Below are 23305 nucleotides of genomic sequence, written 5' to 3'. Positions count from 1 at the left end.
GCCCGTAAATCGGCGTAACCTGGAAGGTAGGTGGCCTAATTGGTATCAAAATTGGCAATCCTGCCAATACTAGCTGAGCCGCTTATCTCATAGAGATACGTCCACCTTGGAGTTTTTGGCGATCAACGAATGGAGATAAGCAATGACGCTCAAGTGTGGATTATTCGTCCGGCTGGAAGCCAAGCCCGGCAAGGAACGGGCGGTGAAAGATTTTCTCGTCAGCGGCCTTGATCTGACAAATCAAGAGGCGGGCACGCCAGTCTGGTTTGCCCTGCAGCTCTCGCCGACGACGTTCGGCGTGTTCGACGCCTTTACCAGCGAAGAAGATCGCCAGGCACATCTCGCCGGCAACATGGCGAAGGCTTTGATGTCGCGGGTCGAGGAAATGCTGGCAAAGCCGCCGTCAGTCGAGCCGGTCGACGTTCTGGCCGTGAAGAATCAGCCGGCCTGATCTTGGCCTCTGCCAAGCCGGACGCGAACTCGGCCTCTATCAACCCTGATTAGCCATCACCGGACACCGCCCGGCGCCGAGATGGTCCTGCGAGACGGGCAAGCTGAAACATACTAGGAGACTCCCATGTCCTTACTACGAAAGACTTCCGCGATCGCCCTCGTGCTTGCCATGACTGGTGCGGTCGCCCACGCCGAGACGAAGCCGGCTGCGAAGGACGTCGTCATCGTCCATGGCGCATTGGCGGATGGCTCAGGCTGGCGCGCCGTCTATGATATCCTGACCAAGGATGGCTTCCATGTGACGATCGTGCAGGAGCCGCTCACCGGCCTCGCCGAGGACGTCGATGCCACCAAGCGCGTCATCGATCAGCAGACCGGTCCCGTCGTGCTGGTCGGTCACAGCTATGGCGGCTCGGTGATCACGGAAGCTGGCGCCGATCCCAAGGTCAGCGCGCTCGTCTATGTGGCCGCCTTGCAGCCCGACAAGGGAGAGGCCAGCGGTGCGCTGATGTCGAAGTTCGCTGCGCCGAACGATGCCATGCGGGTCTCCGTCAACAAGGCTACGCCGGACAACAAGTATTTCTTCATCCCGGCGGCGAAGTTCCGGGAAACCTATGCCCAGGACGTCCCGGCGGAGCAAGCTCAGTTCATGGCCGACTCGGAGCAGCAGCTTGCCCAGAAGGCTATGGGTGCACCGCTCTCGGTGGCGGCCTGGCACAACAAGCCCAGCTACGCCATTCTGACCACTGAGGACCACGTGATCAGCCCTGAGCTTCAGCGCTGGATGTACAAGCGTTCGGGCGCCAAGGTCACCGAAGTGCCCGCAAGCCACGCTGTTTTCGTCTCGCAGCCCGCCGCGATCGCCCGCGTGATCGAGGACGCCGCGAAGTAAATGAAGAACTGGCGATCACGCCGCTGATCGCCTCATTCCGCTCAGAGTGCACATACTTTGCGGTCCACCGACACGTGAAGTATGTGCGCTTGGCAGGTAGCGCGTCCGAAGCGCCGGAGCATGATATGGCCACCGTTCCCAGCACTGATCGGCCTGTCGCCGAGCGCTGGTACCTCCGCCATGCCGCGCTGGTGCGTGTCACGCATTGGATCAACGCGGTCTGCTTCACACTGCTCCTGATGAGCGGACTGCAGATCTTTAATGCCCACCCGGCGCTCTATTTAGGCGAGCGATCGGACTTTGACCATCCAGCTATGTCGATCCAAGCGCGCCTGTCCGAGGACGGCCTCGTTGGAGAGACAATGATCGCTGGCCATTCCTTCGATACGTCAGGCGTACTCGGCATCTCGAGCGAGGACGGCCAAATCTCACGGCGTGCCTTTCCAAGCTGGATCACGATCCCGAGCAACCAGGATCTGGCGACTGGCCGGCGTTGGCATTTTTTCTTTGCCTGGCTGCTGGTTCTGAATGGTCTCGTCTATTTTGCCTGGGGCACCGTAAGGCGGCACTTTGACCGAGATCTTTTCCCCAGCCGCCGCGAACTCAGCCATGTCGGGAGGGAGGTCCTTGAGCATCTGCGCCTGCGCTTCCCACGCGGTGCAGCGGCGAGGCGGTACAATGTGCTGCAGCAGCTGACCTATCTGTCGGTCGTCTTCGTCCTGTTCCCGTTGATGATCCTCACGGGCCTTACGATGTCGCCCGGGATTGACAGCGCCGTGCCGCAGCTGCTCACGCTGTTCGGCGGGCGCCAATCGGCGCGGCTGATCCACTTCTTCGTCGCATCGAGCCTCACGTTTTTCGTTATTGTACATCTCATGATGGTGCTGGCCTCGGGTGTCTGGAACAATCTGCGCTCAATGATCACCGGCTGGTACGATCTCGGCAATCCGAGGACGCCAGATGTCGCTTGAACATCCACGGCGTCGCGATTTGTTGTGGGCATTTGCGGCAACTAGTGGCCTCGCTTTGTCGGGCTGTGACCGCGTCGCCGTCGCACCGCGCGTCCGTTCTGTCCTCAATGCCGCAAGCAGCCTCACTTATAAAATGCAGCGCTTCCTCATTGGGGCTCATCGGCTCGCGCCCGAATATAGTGAGGCCGACATCTCCCCGGCGTTTCGTCCCAATGGTTCAATTGATCCGCAGGACGAGGACTACCTCAAGCTCGTCGGCAATCATTTCACCGATTGGCGCCTGAAGGTTCATGGCCTCGTTGAGCACGAACTGTCGCTGTCGCTTGAGCAATTGCGTGCCATGCCCACCCGGACCCAGATCACCCGGCATGATTGTGTCGAAGGCTGGAGCTGCATAGCCAAATGGTCCGGCGTGCCGCTCTCGGAACTCCTGTTGCGCGCTGGCGTGAGACCAGAGACACGCTTTGCCGTATTCCATTGCGCCGACACCTTGGACGATGGCGGCGAATCTGCCTATCCCGAGAAGATCCGCTACTATGAGAGCATCGATCTGATCGATGCTGCGCATCCGCAGACGATCCTCGCTTATGACATGAACGGCACACCGCTGACCGTCCGCCACGGTGCACCGCTGCGATTGCGCGTCGAGCGGCAGCTCGGTTACAAGATGGCCAAATACATCATGCGTATCGAACTAGTGCAAAGCCTCTCTGGTCTGCATGGCGGCCAAGGCGGCTATTGGGAAGATCGCGGCTATGAGTGGTATGCCGGGATCTGAGCGACTCCGTATTTATCATAAGCCGCCGGTATCCAAGCCTCCTTCCGCGGGTAAGGCCGCGAGGTAGGCACCGGACGTCGCAGTGACCAATACTGCAAGCTCCCGACTGTCATCTTTCGCTTTGGCGACGCAGGCGTAGCCTGCTTGCTTCCATAGATTCGATATGGAATGTTGAAATCTCCACATCATTGAAAAAATTCGTAGTGTGCTTGCGGGAATTGAACTCGATGGATTGGGACCGCATCCGCATATTCCTAGAGGTCGCCCGCACGGGTCAAATTCTCGGTGCCGCTCGGCGCTTGGGTGTAAACCACGCGACCGTTGCACGGCAACTCACCGCGCTTGAGCAGGAACTGAAAACCCGGTTGGTCGAACGGCGTACAACGGGCTGTGTCCTGACAAGCGCAGGCGAGGCCCTCGTCGCTGCGGCGGAGCGTGCCGAATCCGAATTCCTTCAGGTCGGCACCCAACTTGGCCGATCATCGGACGCCATCTCTGGCACGGTCCGCGTCGGCGCTCCTGATGGATTGGGGAACTACTTTCTAGCCAACCACCTCGGTGCGCTTGCCGCGCAGCACCCCGACCTGCTCATTCAACTTGTCCCGCTGCCGCGAACATTCTCGCTATCGAGGCGGGAGGCCGACATTGCGATCACCTTGGACCGTCCGAAGCAAGGGCGCCTGATTGTCAAGAAGCTTACGGACTACACGCTCAGTGTTTACGGTGCAGAGAGCTATCTGAAGCGCTTAGGACCAATCCGAAAGCAAGCCGATCTCGCCGGCCATCTTTTCGTGACGCATGTTGAGGATTTCGTCTACAGCCGAGCGCTCGACTACGCGTCCTCACTCGGAAAAGTCATGACGAGGCACTACGAGTGCGGGAGCGTTGTGGCGCAGATGGAGGCGGTGAGGGGCGGTCACGGCGTGGGCATACTTCACGACTACGCCGCGCGACGGTTTCCGGAGCTCAAGCGGTTGTTGCCTGAGGTTCGCTTTGTGCGAAACTATTGGCTGATTTCGCATCCCGACACGCACCATACACGCAGGGTTTCGGAGGTGCATGCGCACATCGTGGCGAGTGTGCGCGCGGCACGCCGGGAGTTCACGGGTTAAACGGTTTGCCTTTTTCACGTCGTTCGGCACGGTTTCGCGTTTCCGAACAGAAGCTTCCGCCCACCGTCCGTTCGAACATAATCGCGGGGCGGTAGATTTAGTGTGCCGGACACCAAGTCAACGATATCAGGAGGTTGTCTGAATGCTGGATGATGCCCCTTTGACGATCGGCATCGATCACGTTGGACTTGCCGTGAGAGACGTCGCGCTCTCGCGGGGCGTCTTTTGCGAGTGCATCGGCTGCCCCTGTCCACGCTTGTCAAACGTGACAACGCGCGCAAATTTTGAAAGACACTGCAAGAACGCCGTGTATCCGGGCATCTCATGCAATGGACGGCATGGAGAACGATGTCGGCCCTCCACTTATCTCCAATAGAGATATATCTATCTCAAAAATGCGCTTGATGGTGACGCCGGTGACTGCCTAGCTCTGAACAGGCCTGATCGAAAATTTTGCGGGAACGCGAAGGCTGCCGTCAAGACGGCGGGATCTAATAGCAACCCGATGGGAGTTCGAACGCGCCGGAAAATTCCGCACCCAGCATCCTCAGCCCGCCTACCTATCGCGGCTGAATGCTGTTCAGAACCTCAAGCGCCAACCCGACCAGCGGACGTGACCAGGCCCGCAGCTTCCTATGGAAGATTGATGAACATAATAACGATCGCGGAGGAGTTCGCTCGGACGAGGATATTGCCGAGAGCCCCTGTTTGGGAGAAGTCGCGCGCGATGGCCACGGCCGAAATCCGTGAAGCGATCAATGCGGGAATTGGATCAATTAGAATCGGTGCTGAGTTTGGCGGCCTGGGTCTCGATTATTCGTCCACAGGAGCCGTCCTGCGAATCCTAGCCTCCGCGGACTTCGCGTTCGCGTTCAGCTTGGCGGTGCACAGCGCGGTTGCTGGATCGATATCGGAGCAAGGATCGCCGGCTCAGATCGCGCGATACCTTCGCTCTGTACTATCCGGAGAGCTGATACTGTCCGTATGCATAACCGAGCCCTCAGCAGGCTCTGATGCGGCCGCCATGCGGACGACAGCGACGCCTGACAAAGGGGGCTGGCGCATAAGCGGATCCAAGGCATGGATTACCAATGCCACGTCCGCAGATCTCTTTCTCGTATACGCCCAGACCGACTCTGGAACGGGGCCGGCAGGCATTGCCGCCTTTCTCATCGAGAGGGAATGTCCAGGCCTCTCCATCACGGCTCCGTATGACCTCGTCGGGTGCCATTCCATGGGTCTTGCCGGCGTCGAACTCGCCGACTGCTTCGTGCCCCATGAAGCGCTTTTTGCTCATCCCGGTGAAGGGTTCAAACGGGCGATGAGCGGGATTGATGTCGCGCGCACGCTGGTTAGCGCTATGTGTTGCGGAATGATGGAAGCAAGCCTCGCATTCGCAATAGAGGCAACGGCCGAGCGTTCGGCGTTTGGTTCAAGGACGATCGACTTTCAAGGGGTGCAATGGATGCTGGCCGACGTCGCCACAGATCTTTCGGCCTCAGAGCTGCTCTTCAAGGCTGCTGCATCGAAGCTTGATCGAGGGGAGCGGGCGACAATTGATGCTGCGCACGCCAAGAAATTTTCTACAAAAGTAGCGTTGAGCGCGGTCGCTCAATGCATGCAGCTCAGTGGTGCGCGTGGACTCTTGGCCGAGACACCTATCTCGCGCCATCTCGCTGGCGCTAAAGCTGCCCAGTACCTGGATGGAACAACTGAGATACAGAATGTTGTCATCGCAAGGTCTCTTCGGCCGCGCGTAAATCAAGCTTTGTAGGTTTCAATGGAGCTTCCGCGCCGAATAGCGCAAAGGCCGGTCGCGGGGAGGTAGTGCGTGGCTCATTCGCTTAGTATCGATGACATCATCGCGGAGTTGCCGCGTCGTCTTCACTTGGCGGTAGATAACCAAGCGGCCATTGCGCCGAAGCAACCCGCCGTCATCGACCATGCGAATGCACTGACATTTGAGGAGCTAAGGCGATCCTCGATGGATACGGCTACGCGATTGGGCGAACTGGGGGTACGCGCCGGCGATCGCGCGATGATTGTCAGCGAGAACTGCGCCGCGGCCGCCGTCCTTTTACTGGCCATGAGCCGGCTCGATGCATGGGCAATAATTGTCAACCCGCGGCTTTCGCAACGGGAGCTGGAGCAAATCCGAGAGCACAGCGGCGCGCGCTTGGTTCTGTTCGCCTCCGGCGTGTCTCCTGAGGCTGCAACGCACGCGGTGTCTTACAACGCAAAGTCCGCCGGTATCGTCGGTTTTGCCGAGATCGCTGCGTCCGAAATCAACGTGGCCGCGCGTCCGGAGCGCGTCGAGGAAGACGGGCATAAGCAAGTTGCTATTCTTGTTTACACATCGGGCACCACGGGAACTCCAAAAGGAGTTATGCTCACGCATCAGAACCTTCTCTTTAGCGCGCGAACAAACGCTTTGTATGAGGCCCGAGGGATCGGCCACCAGCTCTATATTGTTCTTCCAATCTCACACATCGCCGGGTTCACGTTTCTGCTGATGTCCATGATGATGGGCGCAACCGGCCGCCTAGTCCGTAGATTCGAGCCGGCGCTTGTTTCAAAAGCAATATCGAGTGGGGAGGTATCAATACTCGGCGGAGTCCCCGCGACGTTTCAAAGATTGCTGGAATACGAAGATGCCTTCGGCGCTATGCGCGATGATTGCGGCGTCCTCAAGCACTTAATGGTTGCCGGCGCGCCGCTGGATCTCACACTGAAATCGCGTATCGAAGAGAGATACCGAGTCCCACTGTTGAACTGCTACGGGACAACGGAGTGCTCGCCGACCATCTCAAGCGTTCGTCCTGATGAGCCGAAAAGTGATCAGACCGTGGGCTCGTTCGTTGCGGGCGTGGAAGGGCGTATCGTCAGATTGGATGGCTCGATTGCAGCTGCGGGCGAGGTCGGCGAGCTGCACGTCCGCGGACCGAACGTCATGCTGGGTTATTATCACGCACCCGAGCTGACCGCCGCGGCCATCGACGGTGGGGGATGGTTCAATACGGGGGACCTTGGCCGTATCGACGATGCTTGCCTGTATATCGTGGGGCGGGCAAAGGAAATGATCATTCGGTCAGGCTTCAATGTATACCCAGCCGAAGTAGAGGCGGTTCTAAACTCCCACCCAGCGGTCATTCAGTCCGCGGTTGTGGGAAAGCCGGTCCCGGGCAATGAGGAAGTCATAGCGTTCGTACAGCTGCAATCGGACGCGGAAACGACCGTTGACGACTTGGCGGAGTATATAAATCCTCTTCTGACGTCCTATAAGCGGCCGTCGCAGATCATCAGGCTCGAAAGCCTACCGGCAACAGCCACGGGAAAGATCCTGAAAAGCAAGTTGGCTGCTTCGGTTCGTCAGGCCAAGCAGTAAACGTCGAATGAAGCTATCTCGGTCACCCGCGTCGGTTGGCGACATCGGTCATAGATGACTTACGATGTCGATGTGCATGAGCGGCGCGTTAGAACGGCGGTTAAGTCAAATGGTGCGCCCGTTCATTGCTCTCGATCTGAGGCTCTGGTATGCCAGATTTATGGACCAAACTGTAGATCTGAGCGCGCAAGCGGAGAAGACGATCCGCGAAGGTATCATCCGTGGAACATTCGGATTCGGCGAGAAGCTGTCCGATCGCGTGCTCGCGTCGTCTCTAGGGATCAGCCGAACGCCGGTGCGAGAGGCTCTTGCCAGCCTCGCGCGAGAAGGACTGGTGGTGATCCGCCCCCAGAGTGGGACGTTCGTTATGGTCTTGGACGAGGAGTCCGTGCGTGCCTTGTGTGAGATGCGCACGATCCTCGAGCTAGGCGCCCTTCGCATTCTTACGGATTATCCCGAGCGGCTCGCCAGTGCGGTTTCGAAACAGATTGCTGGCGGTGCGTTGGCAGTTGAGGCGAAGGACGTCGAAGAGGCCGAGAGAATGGACTCGGCATTCCACCAGGCGTTTGTGCACGCAGCGGAAAACCCTCTCCTGACCCAAGCATATCAAATCATCACGCATAAGCTCGATGCCATTCGCCATCGGTTGCCTCCCGACCTTGAGCGGATGCGCAGAGCGGTGGAGCAGCATCGGCGGATCGTCGATTTGACGATAACGGGCCGCATCGCTGAGGCGAATGAAGAGCTCACCTCGCATTTGAAGATCGTCCAGCAACTTGCCATGCGCATCGTCGGCCCGCTGAAGTGATGGCAAACCGAGGCCCTCGTAATCGAGGCGTTGCGTAGACCAATCTGGAATACCAGTTGACGTGAAATATTACATTTGCCATAAACTGGAATTCCAGTTTGTGAGGTATTCGCGTGGCCAGATTCGAGACGAAGGTCCTGATCATCGGTGCGGGGCCTGCCGGCTATACGGCCGCGATTTACGCGGCTCGGGCAAATCTCAATCCGGTGCTGGTCACAGGGATACAGCCAGGCGGACAGCTCACCACGACCACGGGCGTCGAAAATTTTCCCGGGTTTGCCGAGGCAGTCCAAGGGCCGGAGCTCATGGATCAAATGCGGCGGCAGGCCGAGCATGTGGGCACCGGCATCATCTACGACACCATCACTTCGGTCGACCTTTCGCAGGATCCAATCGTCGCCCAAGGCGACTCCGGCGATGTTTATCTGGCGGACACTCTGATCATCGCGACGGGCGCGCAGGCAAAATGGCTCGGTCGTCCCGGCGAAGCCGACTATTCGGGCTACGGCATCTCGGCTTGTGCCGTTTGCGATGGATTCTTCTATCGCGGCAAAGAGGTCGTCGTCATAGGAGGCGGCAATACGGCCGTCGAAGAAGCTCTCTATCTGACCAATCACGCTTCCAAGGTAACGCTGGTTCATCGGCGCGACAGCCTGCGCGCCGAGCCGATCATGCAGGATCGTCTCTTCGGCCACTCGAAGATTGACGTGATGTGGAATACCGAGATCGTCGCTTTCCTCGGAAAAGATGAGCCATCACCCCGCCTGGCCGGACTCCGGCTGCACGACAGAACAACGGGAACTGAATCTGTGATCGCGGTCGACGGCGCGTTCGTGGCCATCGGTCATGACCCCGCGACGTCGCTCTTTCGAGACCAGTTGGACATGACTGATGACGGCTACATCAAGATTGCTCCGTGGTCGACGGCGACGTCGCGCAAGAACGTCTGGTCGGCGGGTGATGTGAGCGACGACCGTTACAAGCAGGCCGTCGTCGCAGCTGGCATGGGCTGCATGGCGGCGCTCGAAGCAGAAAAATATCTAGCCGATCGCGCGTCACACGCCGCGAACCGACCGCCCGTTGGAATCCCCCAGCCGGTGGCCTAGCCAGGAGACGCTTTCCTTCATCGTTAATCCGGCATTCCGTGCAAGCACCCCCCAAAGAGAAAGCTCAGATGACGACATTGCTCGGAAGGCTCTCGAAGAATCTCACCGTGCAGGTCTTGCTGGCACTCTTGTTGGGCGCGACCCTGGGTGTGCTTTGGCCCGCTGTCGGGGTCTCGATGCAGATCTTGAGCGACATCTTCATCAAGTTGATCAAGATGGTCATTCCGCCAATCGCGTTTCTCACGATCGTTATCGGCGTTGCGGAAGTGCGTGACTTGCGTCGGTTGGGGCGCGTGGGCGGACAAGCGCTGATCTACTTTGAGGTAGTCTCGACGATTGCTCTGGTCGTCGGCATGATCGTTATGAACGTCCTGAAGCCGGGCGCCGGCTTCGACAAGGCTGCCGTCGGTAGCCAGGCCGTCGACATATCTAAATATAAAGCGGCTCCCGTCGGGTCTTATTTTTTCGACTTCCTGTCTGGCATCGTTCCTGACAACGCGGTGGCGGCTTTTGCGAAGGGCGATCTGCTCCAAATCGTCTTCTTCGGAGTATTGTTCGGCTGTGCGGCCGTTTTGGTCGGTGATCGAGCGAGGCCCTTTGTTTTGGTGGCCCAGTCCGCGAACGATATTCTGTTCAAGATCGTCGGGATGATCATGCGGCTCGCGCCAATCGGCGCATTCGGCGCCATGGCGTTTACCGTTGGCCGCTACGGCCTCGGATCAATCCTTGTCCTGGGCCATATGCTGGTTGCCGTCTACGCGACCTGCATCATCTTCATGTTCGTCGTGCTCGGCGCGGTTGCCCGATTGAATGGCTTCAGCTTCGTTCGCTTTCTGCGCTACATGGCCGACGAGGCCCTCATCGTCCTCGGGACCTGCTCCTCAGAAAGCGTGCTGCCGCGGCTGATGGACAAGCTTTCACAGTTGGGATGTTCACGATCGAGCGTCGGACTCGTCCTTCCGATCGGTTACTCGTTCAATGCCGATGGCACTGCGATCTACCTTTCGATGGCTGCTCTTTTTATTGCGCAGGCTTATGGGATCGAAATGACCGTATTGCAACAGATCGGACTTCTGCTGTTGCTTCTCATCACCTCCAAGGGGTCCGGCTCGGTCGCAGGATCGGGGTTTGTGGTTCTCGCAGCGACACTCTCTGCCACGCATGTGTTGCCCGTGGAGGGGCTCGCGTTGCTGATTGGCATCGATCGCTTCATGTCGGAAGCCAGATCCGTGACGAACATCATCGGAAATGGCGTCGCGACCGTCGTTGTTTCAAAAATGAGCGCAGAATTCGATCCGGTGCAGGCCGATTCTGCTTATGCGCAGCGGTTTGGTGCGGGGGTGAAATTTAACCTCAAACCCTTTGTGACTTCTGCCGACCAAGAGGTGGTCCCGGCGGCGTCGATGATATCGCCGCAGCCGGACTAAAAATAGCGTCGACTTTGTAATTGACCAAGGGCGGTGATCTTGCGGCAATCGCGAGTGGACACCCCGATCTAAGAGTAGGGAGACCATGACCGTGGATATCAGCGAGCGACAGCAGGATGGTGTTGTGATCTTCGCCAAACGCGAATGCGAGACCTGCCAAATGGTCGAACCGGTATTTGGGCAGATTGCCGACAACCTACCGATCGTCATCTATACGCAGGACGATCCGACCTTTCCGTCGTGCGTCGCAGCAATTGACGATACGTCGCTCGAATCATCTTTCTCGTTCGATATCGAAGCCGTTCCGACACTCGTCCGCATGAAAGATGGTAAGGAGATCGCGCGAACCTACGGTTGGAATCGTCATGATTGGGAGACGATTACGGGTCTCAAAGCTCTCGGAGAGGGCTTGCCGGACATGCGGCCCGGGTGCGGCTCGAAATCACGGGAGCCGGGCGTTCACGACGCCTTGCGCGCTAAGTACGGCAAGCTTGACTACAAGTCGCGGCAGATCCGGCTCGGCGAGTGGGATGACGACATCGAAGTTTGCTTCGATCGCGGTTTCAGCGACGGGCTGCCGGTAGTTCCACCGACCGACCTTCGCATTTTGCGCATGCTTGAAGGGACGACACGCAAGCCCGACGAGATCATCGGCGACGTTCCCCCCAATCTCTCACCCATCACCGTCGAGAAGGTCGCGATCAACGCGGTGATGGCCGGCTGCCGGCCCGAATATATGCCGGTCGTTCTGAGCGCACTCGAGGCAGCGTTGGATCCGCTCTTCACGATGCACGGTCTGTTGTGCACGACATGCTTTTCGGGCCCTATTGTCGTTGTAAATGGACCGATCGCTCGCGAGATCGGCATGAACTCCGGCATCAATTGTCTTGGCCAGGGTAACCGCGCCAACGCAACGATCGGCCGGGCGCTTCAACTGATCATTCGCAATGTCGGGGGCGGCCGCCCGGGAGAGCTCGACCGTGCAGTGCTGGGAGGTCCCGGTAAATATACATTCTGCTTCGCGGAGGATGAGTCCGATCCAACATGGATGCCGCTCTCAGTCGCGCGTGGGATCGGGCGTGACAAGAATGCGGTTACGCTTTTCCAAGGTGACGGAATTCAAGGGTTCCTAGACCAGCGATCCCGAACTCCCGAAGAACTCACGAAATCGCTGGCCATGTCCTTGCTCGCGGTCGGACATCCCAAGCTGTGCGAATTCACAAACGCCATGCTGGTTCTGGTGCCCGAGCACTATGCGATCTTCCGCGAAGCCGGATGGGACCGCGGACGTATCACCGAGGAGCTTCACAGGGCAATGGTACGTCCCGGAAAGGATGTGATCCAAGGCGCACATGGTGTCGGCGAAGGTATCGACCGAAAGCGGGTCGACGAAATGGTCAACAAGTTCTGGCCCGAAGGCCTCCTGATCGTTCAGGCTGGCGGACAGGCGGGCTTGTTCTCAGCGATCTGCGCCGGCTGGACCGGTGGCCGTTTCCGGAATGAATCAAAGCCAGTCACCAGGGAGATTACCATATGAGATACGGAGTGAGTTTCCGCGACCCCACGGCCGAGTCGGCCTCGGCGTTGCGGGATCGTGTAGCCCCGCTCGAGACCGTCGGCGGTAAGACAATCGCGCTCATGGATATCGGGAAGATGCGTGGCGACGAGTTCATCGACCGTCTCGAACAGCTTTGCGCCGGACGCGGCATCAAGACCCTCAGATACAAGAAGCCCACAAATACCCGGGTCGCCCCTCGTGAAATGATCAAGGACATTGCCGAAAATTGTGATGCAGTCATCATTGCGCTGTCGGACTGCGGATCGTGCACGTCATGCTCCACGCATGATTTGAATGATCTCGATAAGAAAGGCCTTGCCGGCGTTAGTGTCCTGACGACTGAATTTCGGCAGGCGTTCGAGTCCCAGAAAGCATCGATCGGTCTGGATGGTGCCGCGGTGTACGTGGCGCATCCGCTTCAGAATAGAACCACGGCAGAGCTCCATCGGTGGGCCGAAGCCGCGGTAGATGAGATTCTGCAGATGATCGCACGTGATCAGTCCAAGCCGAAAATGCGCGAAACGGCCTAAGGGGTCGCGTGAATTGAAGGACTGCGATTGCCGAACTCGGCTCCTGGCTGAGTTCGGCGGGCGGCCACCTGCTCCTTGAACGAAAAACGGCGGCCTCGGCGGCTTCTAGTGTGGCTACCCATTGTTCCAGTTTCTGGAACAGAACCTGCCGGATGACGGCCATTCGGCGCGTGCCCAACTCGCACTAGGTTTGTGGGATCAGACGTGGACCGTCTGGCGGGTGGTAATGACGTCGTCCGCTGATGAATGAGGCAGGCATGGGTACAGAGCAGAAGGTCGTCGTCATCACCGGCGCATCGCAGGGCTTCGGCGCCGGGCTCGTGAAGGCGTATAGCGACCACAATTACCGTGTGATTGCCAACTCACGCTCCATCAAGCCCAGCACGGATCCGGACATCTTGACGATCGCGGGCGACGTCGCGGATCCCAAGACGGCTGATCGCATCGTCGAGGAAGGCTTGGCACGTTTCGGACGTATCGACACCCTCATCAACAATGCGGGGATATTCATCGCCAAGCCGCTGATCAACTATACCGAGGAAGATTATGCTTCGATCGTTGCGGTCAATCTTGGAGGCTTCTTCCGGATCACCAAACGAGTCGCGGCCGAAATGTTGAAGCAAGGCTCCGGCCATATCGTGCAGATTACGACCAGCCTCGTCGATCACGCCAACAGCAATGTTCCCTCGGTCCTCGCCTCGCTAACCAAGGGTGGGCTAAACGCGGCCACGAAGTCGCTCGCGATCGAGTATGCAAAAAAGGGAGTCCGGGTTAACGCCGTCGCTCCTGGTGTCATGAAGACGCCAATGCATGCTCCCGAAAAGTATGAGTTCCTTGCCAAGCAGCATCCCGTCGGGCGGATGGGAGAAATCAAGGATATCGTCGACGCGATCCTCTTTCTCGAAAACGCTCCCTTCGTCACCGGCGAGATTTTGCACGTCGACGGCGGCCAGAGCGCCGGTCGCTGACCTCTATGGAGTGGCGGCCGGTACTAGTTCTCCGGTCCGCTTCTACGAGCTGGACCCCGGAGGGGTATTGGCGGACTCAGGCCTTTCGACTGGACCGGTACTTCACCGGGCAAGCGTCCCGATTTGATAGTCTCGGTTCGCCGCTTTGAGCTGGGATGCCATCAGTTCGGCGTTGGCGACCCCGGGCCGGAAGGGCGGAAAACGAGCCGACGCGGACTCCAACGGACCGAAATTCTCAGTGTTTGTTCGCGACGAGAGCACGCCGGCCAGCGTCTTGGGAGGAGGTACTATGCAGGGCACACCTATTCAGGCTTCAAAAAAGGGGCCTCTCGAAGGCATTACAGTTCTTGATTTCTCGCGGGTCTTGGCCGGACCGTATTGCACCATGGTCCTGGCCGATCTCGGTGCGCGCGTTATCAAGATCGAGAAGTTCGGCACCGGTGACGATACGCGCGCGTTCGGTCCGTTCGTCGACGGCGAGTCGGCCTACTTCATGTGCTTCAATCGCGGCAAAGAGAGCATCGTTCTCGATATCAAGTCGCCGCGCGACAGGGAATTGCTTGAGCGGCTGCTGGACAAGGCCGATGTGGTCGTCGAGAACTTTCGTCCCGGCGTCATGGACCGGCTTGGTTATGGCGCCGAACGGCTCGCCAAAACTCACCCGCACATCGTCTATGCGTCGATTTCGGGATTTGGCCATACGGGGCCCTTCAGTGATCTGCCCGGTTACGACATGGTCGTGCAAGCGATGGGCGGTGTGATGAGCTTAACAGGATGGCCTGACGGGCCGCCCTCGCGCGTTGGGACCAGTTTTGGCGATCTCGGTGCCGCTCTGTTCGCGACTGTCGGCATCCTCTCCGCGCTCTTCAAACGCGTGCAAAATGCCCAGGGAGCGCGTGTGGATATCGGCATGCTTGACTGCCAGGCGGCGCTGATGGAGACGGCACTCGCACGCTATGACGTGGAAGGTAAGATACCTGGCCGCACCGGCGACAGTCACCCTTCATTGGCTCCGTTCGAAAGCTTCGCCGCAAAGGACGGACGCGTCATCATAGCCGCGGGCAACGACACGCTTTTCATGCTGATAGCAGACGCGCTTGGATCGCCCGCGTTGGCACTAGATCCACGTTTCATAAGCAATGATCTGCGATGCAGCAATCGTCCCGCCATGATCGCGGCGATCGAGGCGGTCACCACGCGCGAGCCTGTTGAGCACTGGGTTGCAAAGCTTAATGAGGCCGGCGTCCCCTGCTCTCCGATCAACACGATCGACAAGCTGTTCGATCACCCGCAGCTCAAGGCCCGGAACATGATCGTGAAGGTCAGAGGTGTGGGTACCCGTCATATCCGTACCGCCGGCAACCCGATCCGACTGACCGGATACGCCGAGAACGATGTCGAAACGCCCGCCCGCTCGCCGGGCCTCAATCAGCACCGCGAAGCAATTCTGAACGAGCTCATGGCTACACATGGCGCCTACGCGAACGCGGCGGCCGGTGACGTCATCCCCGACGAAATCGATGCGTCCGGCTCGCTGCCGCGAGCGGCCGAATGACACGGGCATCCCCCAAACGTAGGAAACAGGCCATGAGCAATACTGTCGCCCCCATCCGCAAAGACAGCCCATCCCCTTCAGAACCGCCGGCCGCAACACCCGAGACGAGTTCGCCGCAGACGATTATCGTGGAGCGCCGCGATCGTGTGGGCCTCATTACCTTGAATCGGCCAAAGAGTTTGAACGCCCTGAACGGGCAACTGGCGATCGAGACATTGGCGGCATTGAAAGCCTTCGATGTCGACGATCGGGTCGGAGCGGTCGTGATCACCGGCAGCGCGCGCGCCTTTGCGGCCGGAGCGGACATTGCGGAAATGGCCGAGAAGCCCTTCACCGATTTCTACATGAAAGACTTTCTCGGACCGTGGGATGACGTCAAATCCATTTCCAAGCCGATCATAGCGGCGGTCGGCGGGTTTGCGCTTGGTGGCGGTTGCGAGCTGGCGCTGCTTTGCGACTTCATCATTGCGTCGGAAGACGCACAATTCGGACAACCGGAGATCAAGCTCGGTATCTTGCCCGGTATTGGAGGGTCACAGCGGCTAACACGTGCGGTCGGCAAATCGCTTGCCATGGATCTTGTTCTGACCGGCCGCACCATCGGGGCCGCCGAGGCGAAGGCTGTCGGTCTCGTTGCGCGTGTCGTGCCGAGCAGCGATCTCATGCAAGTTGCGCTGGAGGCCGCGCATACGATCGCCGGCTACAACGCGCCGGCCGTCAAAATGGCCAAGGAAGCCGTTAATCGGGCGTTCGAAGGGCCCCTTTCGGAAGGGTTGCGGCATGAGCGTCTTCTGTTTCAAGCAGCGTTTGCGACCGAAGGGCAGAAGGAAGGCATGAACGCCTTCGTCAACAAGCGGGCGCCGGTCTTCCGCCACCGCTGACTGCTCACTGTTCCGGGTGCTTCGGTCTGTGATCCGGACGTGCAAGGGCTCGCGCGCGGGGTACCGCAACCCCTCAACAATTGGAGAAGACGGTGGTTTCCAGCAGTGAACTGGATGGCGACTATGACTACATTGTCGTGGGAGCCGGGTCTGCCGGCTGCGTTGTCGCCAATCGATTGTCGACCGATAAAGGGAAGCGGGTTCTTGTCCTGGAAGCCGGTGGCAAGGACAACTGGATCTGGTTTCACATTCCGGTTGGTTATCTGTTTGCGATCGGCAATCCACGTTCGGACTGGATGTTCGAGACAGAAACCGAAGCGGGGCTGAACGGGCGGTCCCTTAAATATCCCCGCGGCAAGGTGATCGGCGGCTCGTCCGCGATCAATGCCATGATTTCGATGCGCGGTCAGGCGTCAGACTATGATCACTGGCGCCAACTCGGTCTCACCGGCTGGGGTTGGGACGATGTCCGTCCGGTGTTCAAACGCCTTGATGATCATTTCCTGGGTGAAACTGAACATCATGGAGTTGGCGGCGAGTGGCGTGTGGAACGCCCCGGCGTGCGGTGGGATATCCTCGACAATGTTGCGAAAGCGGCCGTCGAGATGGGCATCCCGGCAACGACCGATTTTAACACCGGAGACAATACCGGTGTGGGATACTTCCACGTCAATCAGAAGCGCGGCTTTCGCTGGTCGTCGGCGCGCGGGTTCCTGAAGCCGGTACTTCATCGTGCCAACCTGCGTCTCGAAACAGGCGTTTTGGTCGAGAAGGTGCTTTTCGACGGCAAGCGTGCTGTGGGTGTCCGATTCCAGCAGCATGGACGGACGACCGATGTTCGTGCGAAAGGCGAGGTGATCCTATGTGCCGGCTCGGTCGGTTCGCCCCAGATCCTTCAACTATCCGGCGTCGGGCCGGCGGAATGGCTCGGCGAACTTGGCATTACGACTGTCGCCGACAGATCTGGTGTTGGCCGCAATCTGCAAGACCACCTGCAGCAGAGAGCGATCTACCGGGTCCATGGCGTCAAGACACTCAACGAGACCTATCACTCGCCGATTGGGCGAGCGCTCATGGGCCTCGAATACGCATTGTTTCGCCGTGGTCCGCTTACCATGGCGCCGTCGCAGCTCGGGATCTTTACAACCTCATCGCGTATCTTCGATCGAGCAAACATCGAATTCCACGTGCAGCCCCTCTCACTCAATAAGTTTGGGGAACCGTTGCACCGCTTTCCTGCGATCACGGTTGCGGCCTGCAATCTTCGGCCGACTTCTCGCGGCACCATCCGCTTGCGCTCGACGGATCCGTCGGCGAAGCCTGTCATTGCCCCGAACTATCTTTCGACCGACGAAGATCGCCGCGTGGCGGCCGACGCCATTCGCGTTACGCGCCGCTTGATGAAGCAGCAGGCGCTTCTCCGCTTTCGCCCGGAGGAGTATATCCCAGGTCCGTCGGTCGATGACAGCGAAGCTGCTCTTGCCAAGGCAGCCGGCGACATCGGAACGACCATCTTCCATCCAGTTGGCACCGCAAAAATGGGCCTAGAGCACGATCCGCTGGCCGTTGTGGATCGGCACCTGCGCGTGATCGGTCTGGATGGGTTGCGCGTTATCGATGCATCGGTGATGCCGACGATAACTTCGGGCAACACGAATACGCCGACAATCATGATTGCCGACAAAGGCGCGAACTTTGTTCTGTGGGATGCCTAAGTCGGCGCTGACGGTCCTTAAAAAGAACCCGGCGGGAAGCCGGGTTCAGGTGCTCCTCGGAAAAGGTCATATTCCGCGGGAGAGGAGCTGCAAATGAACCCTGCAAGAGCCGCCGATCCACGAGATCGACATCGTGGAGGCCTCTTGGGCAGGTCATAAATCAGCTGTGAAGGTGGAAGACCTTGTTCATGATTTGCCACTTCCCATCTGTCTTCAGCAGCGTGAACATGTCGGTGAAGCGCGATCCCTTCCAGTTGTCGATCTCCAGGCGCACGTTCGCGATCGTGCCGACGATGTCGATTTCCGAAATGCGAGATTGGATTCCGGTGGCGGCGCCGTTCTTGTCGTTCCAGTCGAACAATCCCTGAATAGGGCCTGCAAACAAGTCGGATCCGACATACCCGAAGATCGTAGCGTCCTTGTGAAAGGCGGGTTTCATATCGCTTCCCTTGCCCGACTTGGCGCCGTCCAGATAGTGTTGAACGACCTTCGTGATGGCTTCATAGTCGCTCAAATTCGTAGCCGTGCCACTCATCTTTTGCTCCCTTGTGATATCTAGCAGCAGCGCCATGGCCGTAGTGGAAAACGCCCGCCGGCGCCCCTAACTGCCGGCGCCGTCGCAGTAGGAGCTCGCCCGCAATTTCCAACCACAAACTAGTGAGACACGAGTGCTCCTCACAGCGCCGGTGCGAGCAAAGCGGATGGTACCGGTTCACGGCCAATGTTGAGCAGGTTGGCGCTCTTCCAGCGCGGTGCGTAAGCGCGCAATTTGCTTCGCGCAAGCGCAGGAGCCAGACATCATGGCCGGCTTCATTTCTTGGAGAGCGTCAAAGCACCTTGGCGAGCCTCGAAATTCCCTCTTCGATGGCCGGCTCCGAAAGTGCCGCAAACCCCAGCAGAAGATATCTGTCGCAATTCTCAAGGTAATCCGCGTCGCCGATATTCTGGTCGCGCAACGTGTAAACGCCGATCTGCTGCTTCAGCATGAGCGTCTGCAATTCGACGGCACTCGGCAAATCCGGCGGCAACTCCCATACCAAGTGCGTGCCGCAATGTACCGGATTTGTCTGGACGGATCCGATATGCTTTTGAAGCGCCAAAATCAAGCAGTCGCGCCGCGCCATATATGTTTTGCGGATTTTTCTCAGATGCTTTTCAAAGGCACCGGTTTCGATAAAATCGTTCAGCACCGCCTGCTCGAGCCAAGGAACGCCGGTGCACGGAAAGCCGTGATCAAGCAATGAAGCGGCGTGAACGGCTGGATTAACCAGATGCGGCGGTAGGACCATGTAGCCCACTCTCAGCCCTGGGCCGATGGAAGCTGCAAAAGAGCCAACATAGACGACCCGCCCGTAGGTATCGAGACTCTTCAGAGGTGGCGGCGGTGAGCCCTGATACCTGATCTCGGTGTCGAAATCGACTTCGACAATGTGAGAGTCCGTTTGATCGGCCCAGCTCAGCAGAATGTCGCGTCGGGAAGCCGACAGCATGACGCCCATCGGATACTGACGCGCTGAAGTGACAAAGGCGAGGCCGTTCCGGGACTGCGGCAAGTGTCTGACAACGATCCCGCTTTGATCGACAGGAACAGGCGCTATATGTGCGCCATAGGCCCGAAAAAGGTCCGCTGTTGTCCGGCAGCCTGGTGCCTCCATCGCCACTGTCGTACCCGCGCGGACGAACAGGTGGGCGGCGACATTCAACGCCTGCTGAACGCCGGTGACGATGACGATCTGATCCGGGTTGCATGAAATGCCGCGCGAAGCGCCAAGATACACGGCAAGCGTTTCACGCAAATCCCGAAGTCCCTTGGGCGTACCGGAATACGTCAAGTTGAATTTTGACGATTGCATGCGCCAATTCGTTAGGCGGCGCCATACGCTGCGCGGAAAGCAGGCCGGATCAGTGCTCTCGAGTGCAAAGTCGCAGACGATTTCACTGGCGGCCACGGATCGCTTTGCATCGTCGGCAACCGGAACGAACAAGTGAACCGGCTTATGGTAGGTGGCATCGTGGTTCGAAGCACTCGCAACCGAGAGAGAGTTGTCGGGAAGCGTCGTCGACACGTATGTTCCGGCGCCCTCCCGGGACTCCAGATAGCCTTCGGATGTCAACGTTTCATAGGCGAGTATGATTGTATTGCGCGAGACCCCGAGCTGCTCACTGAGGGCACGGGTACCGGGAAGGCGTGCACCGGGTTTGAGTCGGCCAGACACGATCAAACCGTGGATTTGCTTGAAAACCTGATTTTGCAATGACGCAGCGGATAGGTCAATTTCAAGAGCCAACTGCATCTGCTGCTCCATCGTTCGACAGCCGGTACTTAGCGAAGAGGCCTGTCGGTAAGTGCGTCTGTCAAACTGCTTGTTGCGATCAAAGCTCGTAGACAATTTGGGATTTCGGCACTCCCGGGTGGTAGCCCTCGGTCGTACCGGAGAGTAAGCCTACGGCCGGCCGGTGCTTGCTGCAAGCATTTCGGGAATTCTCGTGAATTTCTCCCGCGGCTTGCCGAAGGGCGTGCCGCGGGCCTTCTCTGCTTGATCGATCATTTCCCACCCCTGAAACGATACCGATCGCGTCGCCCGCTGCGCCAAGAGGAAAGCGAATGCCTCCCGGCCCGGCTTCTGCGTAAGCATCCGGCGAAGACCGCGCGCGGGTCATTTTCGGCTCAGGCGGCTTGATCAACGTTCCGGATGGCAGAGCGCCAATTCCATGGCAGCAGTTCGTCGAGCCTTTGGACGGGATGCTCGGCGATGCGCGCCAGAACGTCGGCGAGCCAGGCTTGCGGATCGACGTCGTTCATCTTGGCGGTGACGATCAGGCTGTACATCACCGCCGCCCGCTCGCCGCCGCGATCCGAGCCGCAGAACAACCACGACTTCCGACCTAAAGCGATGCCGCGCACGCCACGCTCCGCCGCATTGTTGGACAGGCAGATGCGGCCGTCATCGAGGAAGCGGGTAAATGCGCTCCAGCGCTTGAGCATGTAGTCCATGGCCTTGGCGACATCGTTGCTGCGCGAGAGCTTGGCGCGTTGTGTGCGCATCCAGGCTTCCAGATCGGCCACGAGCGGCGCGCTGAGTTCCCGGCGAACTGCCTGGCGCCTTTCGGCGCTCTGACCGTTGATGGTCCGCTCGATCTCGAACAGGGCGTCGATCCGGCGGACTGTTTCCAGCGCCAGCGGCGAGATCACTGCCGGCCTCTTGCCCTGAGCCTTGCGACGCGCATTCTCGGCCAGATCAGCCATCACGAAGAACGGCCGCCGGGCATGGACCCAGCACGCGGCTTCCAGGATCGGACCTGCGTTGCGGCCCGGTTCGTAAAGCCTGCCATAGCCGCCATAGGCATCGGCCTGGAAGATTCCGCTGTAGTTGGCCAAGTGAGCCTGGGGATGCTCGCCGGCCCGATCGCGCGAGTAATAGAACACCGCGCCCGGCGGGGCCTGCCCTCCAAAAGGCTTGTCGTCGCGCACATAGACCCAGATCCGGCCGGTGTCGGTCTTGCCTTTGGCCAGGACCGGAACCGTGGTGTCGTCCCCGTGCAATCGCTCGGCGCTCAGTACGTAGGCCTCGAGGCGCTTGAACAAAGGTGCCAGCGCCGCGGTGCAGCCGCCGACCTGGTCGGCCAGGGTCGACAGACTGATCGGCACGCCCTCCTTGGCATAGCGCTCCGCTTGCCGGTTCAGCGGCTGATGTTGACCAAACTTCTCGAACAGCACCATCGCCAGCAGGCTTGGCCCCGCCCAGCCGCGGGCAAGCACATGGAACGGCGCCGGAGCCTGGCTGATCTTCTCGCAATCACGGCAAGTAAACTTCTCGCGGACGTGCTGGATCACTTTCCAGGATTTCGGGATCACCTCCAGCGTCTCGGTGATGTCCTCGCCGAGCTTGGACAGCCGCGCGCCGCCACAGCAGGCGCACGCCACAGGTCCCGGCACGATCACCCGCTCGCGAGGTAGATGCTCCGGGAACGGCTGGCGTGACGGCCGCTTGCGCGTGAACGACGCCACCTTCGTGGTTTTGGCCGCGGCCATTTCGGCGGCGAGTTCGTCCTCCGTCGCCGAACTCTCCAGCTCCTCCAGCGTCAGTTCAAGCTGATCCAATAGCCGCGCGGTACGCTCCGAGCGCGGACCATGGCGGTCGCGGTTGAGTTTCTCGATCTGCAGCTTCAGATGGGCGATCAACGCCTGGTCGTCGGACTGCCGGGCACGGGCGGCCGCAGCCTCCGCCCGAGCAACGATCAATGCCGCTTGCAGCGTTTCGATGTCGTCTGGCAGCGATTCAAGGCCGTCACCCATGGCCCCGATGGAATCACAAAAGAGGCGATTTGAGGCGTCTTTTCTTCCGCACCTCAGAACTTTTTTGAGCCTATCCTGCGCTCTGTGGCCGCCACGTGTGCTGCGGATTGCGCCAGTCGATCGCCTCCAGCAGATAACTCATCTGCGCCGCGCTCAGCCCCACCACACCGCCCACCGTCGCCGGCCAGACAAAACGGCCACGGTCCAACCGCTTCGCGTAGAGCGACAATCCAATTCCATCGTGCCACAAGGCCTTGATCAGCGAACCGCCGCGTCCGCGGAACACGAAGACATCTCCGGCGAACGGATCGCGACCAAGGCTTTCCTGCACCAATAATGACAAACCCTGCATGCCCTTGCGCATGTCAGTGTAGCCGGTCGCAATCCAGATGCGTGCGCTCGAAGAGACTGGGATCATCGACGCTCCAGAACCTGCAGCACCCGCGCCAGGGCGGCCGCATCGACGCCCGCATCGACAATCACCCGACGATCCCGGCCAACGACGATCACCATCTGCCCGCTCGTCGCTGTGGCAGCAACCGCCGGCTCGACCTCAGCGGCAAGGACGACCCGCGCAAAGCCGGATTGCTCGCTTTGAGGGCTGATCGGCTCGGGACCGAACGAGCGCCGCCATGTCATCAGCAACGAACGTGATATGCCATGGCGTCTTGCTGTCGACGATATCGCGCGCGGCGCTTGAAAGCTTTCGGTCACGATCCGCAGCTTTTCGTCATCCGACCAGCGTCGCCGGCGACCAGTCTCGACCACCTCAAGCCGTTCAAGCTGAGTACTGCGCTTATGGCTGTCCATAAGGACTGTTACGCACCAATTGGACTAATCCAACAAGGCGGCCCTCGCCGGAGGGAGAC

21 protein-coding genes are annotated in these 23305 nt (G+C 59.3%); 16 read left to right on the top strand and 5 right to left on the bottom strand.

All coding sequences use genetic code 11. The annotated features are described in order from the left end of the window. Positions 1 to 142: 142 nt before the first annotated feature. From UP06_RS00960 to UP06_RS00880, 16 genes are all read left to right on the top strand, one after another. On the top strand, positions 143 to 451 hold the full coding sequence (locus UP06_RS00960; protein ID WP_044999821.1) for a putative quinol monooxygenase: 309 nt from the start codon (positions 143 to 145) through the stop codon (positions 449 to 451). A gap of 126 nt (positions 452 to 577) precedes the next feature. Beyond that, positions 578 to 1345, top strand: a complete 768-nt coding sequence (locus tag UP06_RS00955) for an alpha/beta fold hydrolase (RefSeq protein ID WP_044999820.1) — start codon at positions 578 to 580, stop codon at positions 1343 to 1345. Positions 1346 to 1470: 125 nt separating this feature from the next. Then, a complete protein-coding gene (locus tag UP06_RS00950; protein WP_044999819.1) occupies positions 1471 to 2316 on the top strand; it encodes a cytochrome b/b6 domain-containing protein in 846 nt (281 codons plus the stop codon). After that, on the top strand, positions 2306 to 3094 hold the full coding sequence (locus UP06_RS00945) for a molybdopterin-binding protein (protein ID WP_044999818.1): 789 nt from the start codon (positions 2306 to 2308) through the stop codon (positions 3092 to 3094). Before UP06_RS00950 ends, UP06_RS00945 begins: the two co-directional genes overlap by 11 nt. A 227-nt stretch (positions 3095 to 3321) precedes the next feature. Beyond that, entirely contained in the window at positions 3322 to 4206 is an 885-nt protein-coding gene (locus tag UP06_RS00940; protein WP_044999816.1) for a LysR family transcriptional regulator, read from the top strand. Between the two features lie 505 nt (positions 4207 to 4711). Then, positions 4712 to 5980, top strand: a complete 1269-nt coding sequence (locus UP06_RS00935) for an acyl-CoA dehydrogenase family protein (protein ID WP_082081200.1) — start codon at positions 4712 to 4714, stop codon at positions 5978 to 5980. A 57-nt stretch (positions 5981 to 6037) separates the two neighbouring features. Beyond that, positions 6038 to 7591 carry a class I adenylate-forming enzyme family protein gene (locus UP06_RS00930; RefSeq protein WP_044999814.1) on the top strand — a complete coding sequence of 518 codons (1554 nt, stop codon included), beginning with the start codon at positions 6038 to 6040 and terminating at the stop codon, positions 7589 to 7591. Between the two features lie 76 nt (positions 7592 to 7667). Further along, positions 7668 to 8399, top strand: coding sequence for a GntR family transcriptional regulator (locus UP06_RS00925; protein ID WP_197087095.1), 732 nt, complete (start codon positions 7668 to 7670; stop codon positions 8397 to 8399). 113 nt (positions 8400 to 8512) lie between these two features. Next, positions 8513 to 9505: a thioredoxin-disulfide reductase gene (trxB, locus tag UP06_RS00920; RefSeq protein ID WP_044999812.1), complete on the top strand. Its 993-nt coding sequence runs from the start codon at positions 8513 to 8515 to the stop codon at positions 9503 to 9505. Positions 9506 to 9573: 68 nt separating this feature from the next. Beyond that, entirely contained in the window at positions 9574 to 10932 is a 1359-nt protein-coding gene (gene dctA, locus UP06_RS00915) for a C4-dicarboxylate transporter DctA (protein WP_063775624.1), read from the top strand. Positions 10933 to 11017: 85 nt separating this feature from the next. After that, complete coding sequence (locus tag UP06_RS00910; protein ID WP_044999811.1) at positions 11018 to 12469, top strand: thioredoxin family protein; 1452 nt, start codon at positions 11018 to 11020, stop codon at positions 12467 to 12469. Positions 12470 to 12477: 8 nt separating this feature from the next. Further along, a complete protein-coding gene (locus tag UP06_RS39535; protein ID WP_156162694.1) occupies positions 12478 to 13020 on the top strand; it encodes a UGSC family (seleno)protein in 543 nt (180 codons plus the stop codon). 257 nt (positions 13021 to 13277) lie between these two features. Then, positions 13278 to 13988, top strand: coding sequence for an SDR family NAD(P)-dependent oxidoreductase (locus UP06_RS00895; RefSeq protein ID WP_044999904.1), 711 nt, complete (start codon positions 13278 to 13280; stop codon positions 13986 to 13988). A 289-nt stretch (positions 13989 to 14277) separates the two neighbouring features. Further along, positions 14278 to 15543, top strand: coding sequence for a CaiB/BaiF CoA transferase family protein (locus tag UP06_RS00890; RefSeq protein WP_044999810.1), 1266 nt, complete (start codon positions 14278 to 14280; stop codon positions 15541 to 15543). Between the two features lie 32 nt (positions 15544 to 15575). Further along, complete coding sequence (locus tag UP06_RS00885) at positions 15576 to 16424, top strand: enoyl-CoA hydratase (RefSeq protein WP_082078496.1); 849 nt, start codon at positions 15576 to 15578, stop codon at positions 16422 to 16424. A 92-nt stretch (positions 16425 to 16516) separates the two neighbouring features. After that, positions 16517 to 18139, top strand: a complete 1623-nt coding sequence (locus UP06_RS00880) for a GMC family oxidoreductase (RefSeq protein WP_044999902.1) — start codon at positions 16517 to 16519, stop codon at positions 18137 to 18139. A 160-nt stretch (positions 18140 to 18299) separates the two neighbouring features. Here UP06_RS00880 and UP06_RS00875 read toward each other — a convergent pair whose 3' ends face one another. The 5 genes from UP06_RS00875 to tnpA all read right to left on the bottom strand — a co-directional run bounded on the left by UP06_RS00875 (position 18300) and on the right by tnpA (position 23246). Further along, on the bottom strand, positions 18300 to 18674 hold the full coding sequence (locus UP06_RS00875; protein WP_044999901.1) for a nuclear transport factor 2 family protein: 375 nt from the start codon (positions 18672 to 18674) through the stop codon (positions 18300 to 18302). Positions 18675 to 18966: 292 nt separating this feature from the next. Then, the gene (gene pdxR, locus UP06_RS00870; protein ID WP_044999900.1) at positions 18967 to 20433 is read right to left on the bottom strand and encodes a MocR-like pyridoxine biosynthesis transcription factor PdxR; all 1467 of its coding nucleotides are present in this window, start codon (positions 20431 to 20433) and stop codon (positions 18967 to 18969) included. Positions 20434 to 20807: 374 nt separating this feature from the next. After that, on the bottom strand, positions 20808 to 22436 hold the full coding sequence (gene tnpC, locus UP06_RS00860; protein ID WP_044999807.1) for an IS66 family transposase: 1629 nt from the start codon (positions 22434 to 22436) through the stop codon (positions 20808 to 20810). A gap of 70 nt (positions 22437 to 22506) precedes the next feature. Then, positions 22507 to 22854, bottom strand: a complete 348-nt coding sequence (gene tnpB, locus UP06_RS00855) for an IS66 family insertion sequence element accessory protein TnpB (RefSeq protein ID WP_044999806.1) — start codon at positions 22852 to 22854, stop codon at positions 22507 to 22509. After that, positions 22851 to 23246, bottom strand: a complete 396-nt coding sequence (gene tnpA / locus UP06_RS00850) for an IS66-like element accessory protein TnpA (RefSeq protein WP_044999804.1) — start codon at positions 23244 to 23246, stop codon at positions 22851 to 22853. The genes tnpB and tnpA overlap by 4 nt, the downstream gene beginning before the upstream one ends. Positions 23247 to 23305 lie beyond the last annotated feature (59 nt).

Source organism: Bradyrhizobium sp. LTSP857, from assembly GCF_000938285.1.
In the GTDB taxonomy this organism is placed as follows: domain Bacteria; phylum Pseudomonadota; class Alphaproteobacteria; order Rhizobiales; family Xanthobacteraceae; genus Bradyrhizobium.
Note: the sequence above shows the minus strand (reverse complement) of the source record. Positions and strands in the feature narration are given on the sequence as shown.

Bases quoted from the DNA above. Each gene is read 5' to 3' on its own strand.
- UP06_RS00960 (WP_044999821.1), top strand. From the start codon at position 143: ATGACGCTCAAGTGTGGATTATTCGTCCGGCTGGAAGCCAAGCCCGGC.
- UP06_RS00955 (WP_044999820.1), top strand. From the start codon at position 578: ATGTCCTTACTACGAAAGACTTCCGCGATCGCCCTCGTGCTTGCCATG.
- UP06_RS00950 (WP_044999819.1), top strand. From the start codon at position 1,471: ATGGCCACCGTTCCCAGCACTGATCGGCCTGTCGCCGAGCGCTGGTAC.
- UP06_RS00945 (WP_044999818.1), top strand. From the start codon at position 2,306: ATGTCGCTTGAACATCCACGGCGTCGCGATTTGTTGTGGGCATTTGCG.
- UP06_RS00940 (WP_044999816.1), top strand. From the start codon at position 3,322: ATGGATTGGGACCGCATCCGCATATTCCTAGAGGTCGCCCGCACGGGT.
- UP06_RS00935 (WP_082081200.1), top strand. From the start codon at position 4,712: ATGGGAGTTCGAACGCGCCGGAAAATTCCGCACCCAGCATCCTCAGCC.
- UP06_RS00925 (WP_197087095.1), top strand. From the start codon at position 7,668: ATGAGCGGCGCGTTAGAACGGCGGTTAAGTCAAATGGTGCGCCCGTTC.
- dctA (WP_063775624.1), top strand. From the start codon at position 9,574: ATGACGACATTGCTCGGAAGGCTCTCGAAGAATCTCACCGTGCAGGTC.
- UP06_RS00910 (WP_044999811.1), top strand. From the start codon at position 11,018: ATGACCGTGGATATCAGCGAGCGACAGCAGGATGGTGTTGTGATCTTC.
- UP06_RS00895 (WP_044999904.1), top strand. From the start codon at position 13,278: ATGGGTACAGAGCAGAAGGTCGTCGTCATCACCGGCGCATCGCAGGGC.
- UP06_RS00890 (WP_044999810.1), top strand. From the start codon at position 14,278: ATGCAGGGCACACCTATTCAGGCTTCAAAAAAGGGGCCTCTCGAAGGC.
- UP06_RS00885 (WP_082078496.1), top strand. From the start codon at position 15,576: ATGAGCAATACTGTCGCCCCCATCCGCAAAGACAGCCCATCCCCTTCA.
- UP06_RS00875 (WP_044999901.1), bottom strand. From the start codon at position 18,674: ATGAGTGGCACGGCTACGAATTTGAGCGACTATGAAGCCATCACGAAG.
- pdxR (WP_044999900.1), bottom strand. From the start codon at position 20,433: ATGCAGTTGGCTCTTGAAATTGACCTATCCGCTGCGTCATTGCAAAAT.
- tnpC (WP_044999807.1), bottom strand. From the start codon at position 22,436: ATGGGTGACGGCCTTGAATCGCTGCCAGACGACATCGAAACGCTGCAA.
- tnpB (WP_044999806.1), bottom strand. From the start codon at position 22,854: ATGATCCCAGTCTCTTCGAGCGCACGCATCTGGATTGCGACCGGCTAC.
- tnpA (WP_044999804.1), bottom strand. From the start codon at position 23,246: ATGGACAGCCATAAGCGCAGTACTCAGCTTGAACGGCTTGAGGTGGTC.